The sequence below is a fragment of the uncultured Nostoc sp. genome (assembly GCF_964245575.1).
Taxonomy (GTDB): domain Bacteria; phylum Cyanobacteriota; class Cyanobacteriia; order Cyanobacteriales; family Nostocaceae; genus Nostoc.
On the sequence record NZ_CAXTNP010000304.1, the window covers coordinates 1 to 8,405 of the forward strand.

Genomic DNA, 8,405 nt, shown 5'->3' on the forward strand with positions numbered 1-8,405 from the left:
TTTTGTCAACTCAGTGCTGCTGGGTCGTTTCCTAATGCTTAGTCTAAACTCCAGTTACTGAAAAACCCTCAGATCCACGTCAATTCTACTACGAGTGTCCATTTTTGAAGTTGAGCGCTGATGCAAAAGGTATTCTTGGTTTACTCAGCGAAGATGCGGACATTGCCTTACTAGAACCAACTGGTAATAATTACAGCAAGCTTTGGGGCACACATTTAGCCAGGGCCGGGGTAGAAGTGCGGTTGGTAGGTCACAAAGAATTGCGGAATTATCGAGCTAATCACTTGGCACTTCCAGATAAAGATGATGATGCCGATGCCTTAGCCCTGGCTTGCTACTACTTCGACTATCACCAAGACCCGCGGCGATTTGTTCAAATTCGCGATCGCGCTATTGTTAAAATCCGCGAATTAGTGTTGAGACTTGCTCACCTTAACCGCGTTCAGTCCCCGATCATCAACCGCATTCGTCAGGATTTGGCGTGGCAATTTCCAGAGGTGGCACTAGTAAAGTCGCGACGGGGTGAATCAGGTGAAGTGCCTTTGCTTTGGGGGTGGCTTGCTCTTGAGAGGAAAAGTAGCCGCTATGACCGGCTTTACGAGAAAACTGTGGGACTGGGCATTACTGACACGGTTCGCCAACATGCGCGAAGGATCTGCAACCTCCAACGCGAAGAACACGCCATTGAAGTAGAGTTACGAGAACTGCTTGCTGACTCTCGGTTTGACCATTACCGCACAGTTTTTAAACGGTTTGGATTTGGCGATCGCCTAAGTGCGATCGTTCTCTCCCAAATTTACCCGATTGAGGGGTTCTTGGATGCTTCGGGTAAACCAGAGGTGAGAATACGCCAGGGGCGAAACTCGAAAAAGCCTACTAAACGTCACCTTTCATTGAGAAGATTTCAGAAAGCTTTAGGCGCTGCGCCATCGCTTGAAGCTTCCGGCGATAGCCGTAAAGCTAAAGTTGTAGGCGGATCTGATTTATGTCGAAAGTCTTTGTGGCAGTGGGTGTTTACTCGCATTGAACCAAAGCGATCACGCCTCAAAAATGAAATTGGTAAAATTTTGGGGGAACAGTTAGATACTGAGAAAGCATCTGGTCGTCCGGTCAAACTTGTGAGAAATCGGATTGCAGCCAAAGGAGCGCGGCTGCTATTTAGAGAACTGGTTAAAGCAAATGAGTCAATTACCACCACAATTGCAACCACTCCCGACTGATGTGACTTTTAGCAATTACCGTGACTCTGGTGATCCGGGTTGCTTGTGTTCACGATGCTTGCTGCCTATTCCTGAGCGAGAAGTCCCCATTATGTTTTTTCCGGGGCATGGACAATGGGTACTTCGTTATCATCCCGGGTGCTTGGGTATAGTTACCTATTCAGATAAGGAAGATTACCAAAAGTTGCCTTACTAAAGTAGACAAAAAGGGAATTTTAAATTATGACTCACTATTACAAGCTAGATGAACATACACCTGTTGCTGTTGACTTCGAGGAGTGGGTAGTCTGGAGAATAACAGCTAACACACAAGTTATCCTTTCTGTTGTTCATGATTGCATCAGTGTTTCAACTATATTCCTTGGGATAAATCTTGGGACTGCTGAACAACCCAAAATTTTTGAGTCATTGGTAGTCGGGGGTAGCTGCGATCGTGAAAAACGTTTGTACTCGACTTGGGATGAAGCTGTACAAGGTCACTATGACCTGATTGTCCAATCCATCGCCACCACGCCACCCACAAATGACTAGAGTGAAGGTGTAATCAAAAATAGGGAGCAATGCTCTAACAGTGAGATGGGGAGGCAGGGGGAGAGAAAAAATAAGTGTATTCCAGGCTGTTTTAGTAGTAAAAATCACGCTTGTTTTTCTCTTTGCTCCCCCTGCCTCTTGTGTGACTATCTAATCCAAATTATTTCCTCGTAATCAATCCCCTAGATTGCTCCACTAAGCGAATAAACTCACCCCGATAGCCTTCCTGATCTTCCCCTTTCCCTTGAGTTGCCAATTTCATCACCAAATCATAATTAGCATTCCCCTTATACTCAGAGTCACGCAGCACCATCCCAAAGGTAGCTACCGCAGCAGCAAATCTCAGGTTTGTGGAGGGTATCTGGTCGGTTTTTAAATCATCATCTTGGATGGTTTGGGTAATTAGTTGACTGGTGCTGTCCTGAGGCAATTTATACCGCAGTTTTAAGAGCATCAACTCATTGCTGGCAGCATCCAGGGCAGTTTCAGCAGAACGCTGATACCGCAAAGGGTCTACCTCCGGCAGTTTCACATCGCTTTTTGTGCCAGTGGGAATGATTTCATAAAGCGCTGTCACAGAATGACCAGCCCCAATATCGCCTGCATCTTTCTTGTCGTCATTGAAATCCTGGTTTTGCAGCAGGCGGTTTTCGTAGCCAATCAAGCGATATGCCTGGACTTTCGCCGGATTAAATTCCACCTGAATTTTCACATCTTTGGCAATGGTAAACAGAGTTGCCCTCAGATCATTAACTAAAACCTTTTTGGCTTCCAATAGGGTATCGATGTAGGCGTAGTTGCCGTTACCCTTATCAGCCAGCTGCTCCATTTTTCCGTCCTTATAGTTGCCGGTGCCAAATCCCAACACCGTTAGGAAAATTCCCTGATCTCGCTTCTGTTCAATTAATCGCGTCAAGTCGGCATCACTGGAAACCCCGACGTTAAAATCTCCATCGGTAGCTAAAATTACTCTGTTATTACCAGACTTGAGGAAGCTTTGTTTGGCTATTTTGTAGGCGAGTTCAATGCCCTGACCGCCAGCAGTAGAGCCTCCAGCCTCTAAGCGGTCAATCCCCGCCAGAATTTTTGCTTTCTGACTACCAGGAGTAGCAGGTAACACCAGTCCAGCATTCCCAGCATAGACTACCAAACTTACCCGGTCTTCAGGACGCAGTTTATTTACCAGCAATTTGAGGGACTGTTGCACCAAGGGTAATTTGTTGGGGTCATCCATAGAACCGGAGACATCAATCAGAAATACTAGGTTGCTGGGTGGTAAGGTTTCACTCGAATGCTGTTTACCTTGCAAACCCACCTGTACCAGCTTGTGTTGTGGATTCCAGGGAGCAGCAGCAACTTCAGTGGTGACAGAAAAAGGGCGTTCGCCTTTTGGCTGGGGATAATTGTAGGTAAAATAGTTGATCAGTTCTTCAATTCGCACTGCATCCTTAGGTGGTAATTCCCCTTGAGTAATAAACCGTCGCACGTTGCTATAAGATGCTGTATCTACATCAATGGAAAAGGTGGAAAGGGGGTCATTACCGACGCGATGAAAAGGATTATCTTCAATCCGATTGTAGTTTTCTGTATTGATACCATCTGTTTGTGGTTGGGGGGCAACCCTTCCAATACTGCTACCAGCTTGGAGTTTAGGCATATTTGCACGGTTAACAACTCGATCCCGGACAGATGAGCCAGACGGAATACTAGAGAGTGGGGGCATCAGTGTGGGTAAGGGTTGAGTCTTTCGGGTAGGCTCGGCTTGAGTACGTTCTCTGAGAGTCTGAGTAGGAGTGATGGCACTAGGAGCTTCCAATTCATCTATCGGACTTCTTAGGGTTGCTAACTCTGGTGCGAATTCGGACTGCAACCGTTGCAGGGTTGTTATATCCGCTTGGGTAACTATCTTGGGGTCAGTCTTTATTAGCTCATTGCTCCGATTCACACAGGCATTCAAGACTGCGGCAAACTCAGTCCGGGTTATCGCAAGAGTGCCAAAGTTTTGAACGGAGACGATACAACTATACTTTTGTACTAATGCCTGGAGTGCTTGGTAGTCCGGGTGATTGGGTAGAATGGAGGTTTTTGAGGTAGAGATGGGAGGAGTCTGATTGGCCAGAACCGCAACCATAACGGACTGACGTAAAATCCCAATTCCTACTGACGGTATCAATAATAACAGTATTAAAATACTAACTCGCTGCCACATTTTGGACGGAATCGCGTAAGACATGGCTAAATCCTAATACTAAATTTGTGTATCGGTTCAAAAACCTCATGGGATATGTGGAAGCCTTGTCTCTTTAGACAAGGTTGCTGAGATTTGAAGTTTCCACTTATCTAGAATAGTCCTGAACAGCTTGGGATCTCATAACTGTTACAGTTTTGGTAACTGTAGCGGATACAACACTAACCATTTATATCTACTATCAGGGGATATATTGAGTTAATTAGTACTAAATAAACAAGTTATGTCCAGAAATTACTTAGTTAATTAACTCAAAAACACTCTACAATTTCTCTTCCATAGCAATAAGATTTGCGCGATTCAGCTTACCCAACGACTGCAACAGGTTTTTGACTGCATCCAAAGAGTAAATCGGAATATATTCCTTCACTGCTGTTCAACCTAACCTAATGGTCTGTCTCATTAATTTTGATGAGTTCATAGTATGCACAAAGCGTGCTTAAAAATCCAGGACTAAAGTCCTTACTACGAACTTTTTCACCCTGTGCTCAACACTCTGTTCAAAGCCAATTACTGATCGCAATCATTGGTGCCCAATATACTGGGTTATCATACTTGATATTTATACCTTCAGAAGGCGGTAATTTTTTAGCATTAATCATCCTAATTTGGGCTTTTTGCAGTGCTTCTGCAATACTCATTCCCGCGTTGCGATAGTTGATGTAAAATGTTTTGACTAGTTCCGATGTCGATGCATCTGTGACACTCCACAAAGATGCGATCGCACTTTTAACGCCAACTTGTAAGGGAGCAACGCTCCAAAGTGAGGTGCTAAAAATTAGGGGTATAAATGACCTGTTTAATAGTGCGATCGCAACGAAATACCTGTTTTTATTGAGAATCTAGCTATGTAACTGAGAATTAAACCCCGATCTCACTTTTTCGCGTTGCTCCCACTTGTAATGCAACTCCAGCTAATCCTAATGTAGACAGATCGTCGCCAACTGCGGTTTCACACGCAGTAAGTACGAGAAGTTCAACGCTATCTAATTTGCTGTTGAGGTTTTGCAATGAGTTTTCTAATTGACTGATGGTGAGTTTTTGGTTTTTACCTGTGACAATAAAGGTGTCTTTGGGAATGATGCCAAATTGTGCGTGACTAGCTACATGGACAATGGGGTATGTTGTTTTCTCAAGTTTTTGTTTAAAATTTTCGGGGACAAAGTTATCGTCTATGAGGTCGGTATAATTGGGAAATAGACTTTTAACTGCACTGACTTCTTCGGGAACTGAAAAAAGCGCATCAAAAGCTTTTCCGTCAATTGTGGCTTTTTGTGTCAAACCTAAAATTAACGCCTTTTGGGTACTGCGATCGCGTACTTTGGGTGTGGTAAGTCGTAAACTAGGGGTTGTGGCAACTGCGTAGGTTTCGACTAAGTATTTCTTTTCTTGGCGATCGTAAAGTGCTGCCATTGGCACACTACGCAAAAACCCATCCTGAATAAACACAAGGGTTTTGACTGTCTCAGGTTTAATATCTTCAGCAAAAGGGCGAATTATCCAATCATAAAGCTGTGCCGCAGTTGTTGTATCGTAGTTAACTTCTTCTTCTCCTTTAATTAGTCCACTACGAAACTCGGCAATTTTTTCCTGTAGCCTGTCGCTGCTAACTATCTTACTTGTACCCTCTTGATTGGGGTCTTCAATCCATTTAAATTTGGTTGTTTGATTAGGTAATTGCAATAATATCCCGGTTTTGCCATCTAAAATTATTGAACTCAAAAACCCCGTATTCTTAAACGCTGCACTATTATCTTCTAGGAGTTCGCTCACCGATTTGGGATTCAACCCACTCAAAATGCAATCATTGCCAAAATAATTCTGTAATTCTGCCAGTTTTAACGCATTGATGGTTTCTACCACTTGCGATAATTCCTTGGCATATTGTTTGTCTGCAATTGCACCAACTTTCAACAGTTCAAGCCGCGATCGCGCCAATGTGCGGTACAATGGGCGAACGACATCGCGGAAGTCAAACTGGACATCACGTTCTGCGGTCAAAATATCCTGGCGGATATCTTCTAAGGTTTCAAATGCTCTTTGATAGGATGCGATCGCTTCTTCTTTGCGATTCTCTTGCTCTAAAATCCGTCCAGCTTGCCACTCCCACAAATACAAGCTATCTTTTGCACTCAAGTTTTTGTCTGCTGTAATTATTGCAACATGAGTATTTTTTAATGCTTGCTTCATATCTTTTTGGCATTCCCAATAATGTCCTAAAGCCCCATTAGCATCAGATTGTAGGCGATTATCTTGTAAATTATTACTAGTTAATACTGAGCTTTGCAGCAAATTTAATGCTTCGTTTTTTGATAAAACTATCTGAGTTGGACAGTAGGTAAAAAGCGAAGTTCCTTGAGAATGGCGCTGCAAGTATGCTAAATCAATTGCTCCATAGACTTTTGTCGCTGAATCAGGTAAATCTTTGAGAATCTTCAAAGCATCCTCATAGGCATTATTAAAGATTTCATCATCGATAACTTTCGTCTCATTTGTCTGGGAACCTAACTGAATTAAATTTAAGAATCCCCGCATCTCTGCTATGGGTTGTTTTTGGCTGTGGGCAAGTTTTATACTATTCTGAAAATATTCGCGGGCTTGGTTGTAATCTGCCGCAGACTTGTTGGTAAATTCGTTTTCTTTACTGACAATACCAGCTTGCTTTGCAGAATTGGCTTCTAACTCATGCAATTGAGCGCGATTTCTGTAAGCATTACCCAAACTATTTAACACCAAAAAGTCATATTCTGGAGAGACTTGTTGGGCAGCGTGTAAATACTGTATTGCTTGGTCATAATTTCCGATTAACCGATATGCCTCACCGAGAATTCCCAAAGCCGCAATCTTACCGCGTTTGTCGTTGTGTTTGGTGGCGATTTGTTCGGCACTTTCGGGAGTGCATTTTATTTCTTGACTCCCTTGATTTTCTGAGATTTTCGACTTATTTACCAGTTGACCACATAAAAGTGCGATCGCTTTGCGAGGTTGTCCCAAATTGCTGTAAACTTGAGCCAGTTCTGACTGCATTCGTCCCACTTGCTGGATATTTGCCACTGCCCCATAGTTACGCATTGCCGCCGATAACGACTCAATAGCTTCTTTGTTTTGTCCTATTTGTTGGTAGACACGCGCCAAATTTTCATTTACAACTGCCGCACCTGACGGATTATTTTTATACTGATTTAATGCCTCTTGCCAGTATTTTACCGCATTCTGAAAATTTCCAGCATCATAGTCTTTAATTCCTTGTTCAACCAGTACACTAGCATTTTGAGTTTGTGCAGATACGACTTGTCCAAACAATAAACAGATTAAAAGGGTTGCCAAAAATAATACTTTGAAAAATTGATGACGATTTAGTTTTTGCTGTTGCTGGGTGAAGAGATGAATTAATTTTACGCAAAGCACGAACAATAGTTGTAAAAGTTTAAAGAGTAAAAGTTTGAGATATTTATATGGGGATTTCATATTTTAATTTAGCAACATCTAGTTTTTATAGTGTTCGGTTTTAAAAGTTATTTTTTATACAATTTATTTTGGCGATCGCCAGTTATTCCTAGCTAATTGATAAAGGAAATGCTTGTATGTAGTTTTTATTTTTAACTTACCAGATTGGACTTTGGACAAAAAAGAAGTGTTCGCGTAAATTACTCGCGAATCTAAAATCTAGGCATCATAAATTGCCCCAGTTATTTTTCAAACTGAGTCCAACTGAGTTGAACGGCTAAAGCCTAAGAAAATTTACGCGGCTTTTTGTTTATCAGGTGTTGATTTTGACTGCTTCTTAAACACAGGGTGCTTAGTGCGTTGCGTTTGAGTCTGACCTTGAACTCGACCGATTGAATTTCCTCGGGTTTTGGGAGAACGAGCGGGTGTACCAATAAGAGAAATAATTCTTGGAAAATCGCGTTGCACGGTACTGGGAGTCATGATTGTATCACTTTGAGGTTTTAAATAACGCTCCCAGGGTCTAGGTAAATGTGTTGCTAAATCTTTTGCCGCCCAAAGTTGTGCGTAAGCAAGCATTACTAAACGTATCCAATTTTCCTCATGACAGAAATGAACGCTGACTATAGGCGCTATCTGCTACTAAGACGCACAATTTTTCCTGCCATGGCAGTGATGAATCGCACATTACTTCGGAAATTTGTTCACTACCCACATCAACACCAGTTTTATCAAGTGATACCCTTTCTCCTGATATTGGTATTGACCAAGGAGCTGCATTCCCAGTTTCTTTCTCTGGTAAGACAGAAAGTATCGAATAAGAATGACCAATATTAAACAGTAAGTTACCCTTAATAGTATTCGGTTGGTAAATATACCTACGTTCAGCTAAAGTTCTCGCATAAGGACGCAAAGTCTGCCGGGGGGAGTATCCCCCCGGCGAGCTTTGCGCGGATGTG

At 42.6% G+C, this 8,405-nt stretch carries 7 protein-coding genes and 1 pseudogene; 3 read left to right on the forward strand and 5 right to left on the reverse strand.

The window, feature by feature from the left end; translation table 11 throughout:
- Positions 1–110: 110 nt before the first annotated feature.
- Together ACFFAP_RS32190 and ACFFAP_RS32195 are read left to right on the forward strand one after the other, a co-directional pair.
- Positions 111–1,220, forward strand: a complete 1,110-nt coding sequence (locus ACFFAP_RS32190) for an IS110 family transposase (RefSeq protein ID WP_375515025.1) — start codon at positions 111–113, stop codon at positions 1,218–1,220.
- A 222-nt stretch (positions 1,221–1,442) separates the two neighbouring features.
- Positions 1,443–1,751, forward strand: coding sequence for a hypothetical protein (locus ACFFAP_RS32195; RefSeq protein ID WP_375515026.1), 309 nt, complete (start codon positions 1,443–1,445; stop codon positions 1,749–1,751).
- Between the two features lie 160 nt (positions 1,752–1,911).
- On the opposite strand, the gene ACFFAP_RS32200 is transcribed toward ACFFAP_RS32195, so the two are convergent.
- Together ACFFAP_RS32200 and ACFFAP_RS32205 are read right to left on the reverse strand one after the other, a co-directional pair.
- Positions 1,912–3,984 (reverse strand): von Willebrand factor type A domain-containing protein, encoded by a 2,073-nt coding sequence (locus ACFFAP_RS32200; protein WP_375515027.1) that lies wholly within the window; start codon positions 3,982–3,984, stop codon positions 1,912–1,914.
- A gap of 515 nt (positions 3,985–4,499) precedes the next feature.
- The gene (locus tag ACFFAP_RS32205) at positions 4,500–4,712 is read right to left on the reverse strand and encodes a CHAT domain-containing protein (protein WP_375515028.1); all 213 of its coding nucleotides are present in this window, start codon (positions 4,710–4,712) and stop codon (positions 4,500–4,502) included.
- Here ACFFAP_RS32205 and ACFFAP_RS32210 point away from each other — a divergent pair.
- Positions 4,672–4,845, forward strand: a complete 174-nt coding sequence (locus ACFFAP_RS32210) for a hypothetical protein (protein WP_375515031.1) — start codon at positions 4,672–4,674, stop codon at positions 4,843–4,845. The two genes, ACFFAP_RS32205 and ACFFAP_RS32210, sit on opposite strands and share 41 nt — an antisense overlap.
- Positions 4,846–4,860: 15 nt before the next feature.
- Here ACFFAP_RS32210 and ACFFAP_RS32215 read toward each other — a convergent pair whose 3' ends face one another.
- From ACFFAP_RS32215 to ACFFAP_RS32225, 3 genes and pseudogenes are all read right to left on the reverse strand, one after another.
- Complete coding sequence (locus tag ACFFAP_RS32215) at positions 4,861–7,326, reverse strand: CHAT domain-containing protein (protein WP_375515029.1); 2,466 nt, start codon at positions 7,324–7,326, stop codon at positions 4,861–4,863.
- A 414-nt stretch (positions 7,327–7,740) separates the two neighbouring features.
- Complete coding sequence (locus ACFFAP_RS32220; protein WP_375515030.1) at positions 7,741–8,025, reverse strand: hypothetical protein; 285 nt, start codon at positions 8,023–8,025, stop codon at positions 7,741–7,743.
- Between the two features lie 22 nt (positions 8,026–8,047).
- Positions 8,048–8,405: pseudogene (locus ACFFAP_RS32225) on the reverse strand (hypothetical protein); the annotation flags it as partial.

Excerpts from the sequence above, each read along its gene's own strand:
- ACFFAP_RS32195 (WP_375515026.1), top strand. The coding sequence starts at position 1,443 with ATGACTCACTATTACAAGCTAGATGAACATACACCTGTTGCTGTTGAC.
- ACFFAP_RS32200 (WP_375515027.1), bottom strand. The coding sequence starts at position 3,984 with ATGTCTTACGCGATTCCGTCCAAAATGTGGCAGCGAGTTAGTATTTTA.
- ACFFAP_RS32220 (WP_375515030.1), bottom strand. The coding sequence starts at position 8,025 with ATGCTTGCTTACGCACAACTTTGGGCGGCAAAAGATTTAGCAACACAT.